The sequence below is a fragment of the Roseateles sp. FW305-36 genome (genome assembly GCF_058787015.1).
On the sequence record NZ_JBYSZK010000067.1, the window covers coordinates 1 to 518 of the forward strand.

1 protein-coding gene is annotated in these 518 nt (G+C 59.5%); it reads right to left on the minus strand.

The features are described from left to right. Nucleotides 1–518: condensation domain-containing protein (locus AC3WOE_RS30590; protein WP_492696337.1), on the minus strand; the 518-nt coding region annotated here is incomplete at both ends.

A 518-nucleotide genomic window follows, 5' to 3' on the forward strand; every position in this document is an offset into this window, starting at 1 on the left:
GTCTGGTTGAAACCCACCAGCAGTTGCTCTCGCTCCTGCACCGGCAGGATGTCCAGTTGCGCAAAGCGCAGCTGCGCAAGCTGCTGACTTGCATGCGCCTTCACAAAACCCTCCAGCACGCGCTGCAGATATTTCACATGACGCTGCATGCTGGCTTCGCTGAAGAGCGAGCTTGCATAGATGACGGTGCCCTGGATACCTTCTCCGACTGGGCCTTCACCCAAATGAAGCTCCAAGTCATTCTTGGCCACCGGCTCTAACTCGCCAGCCATACCCAATCTCAACCCCGGTAGTTCAAGCTCCCCTGCTTCCTCGTTGTGCCAGGTAAAGGACACCTGGCAGATCGGGTTGTAGGCCAGGCTGCGAGTGGGCTGGACGATCTCGACGATCTGTTCAAACGGCAGTTGCTGATGGTCCTGTGCCTCGATCGCCACCTGACGCGCCTGGCGCAGCAGCGCCTGGATGCTGGGGTTGTCCGCAAAGCGCAGGCGCAGCGGCAGCGTGTTCACAAAGAACCC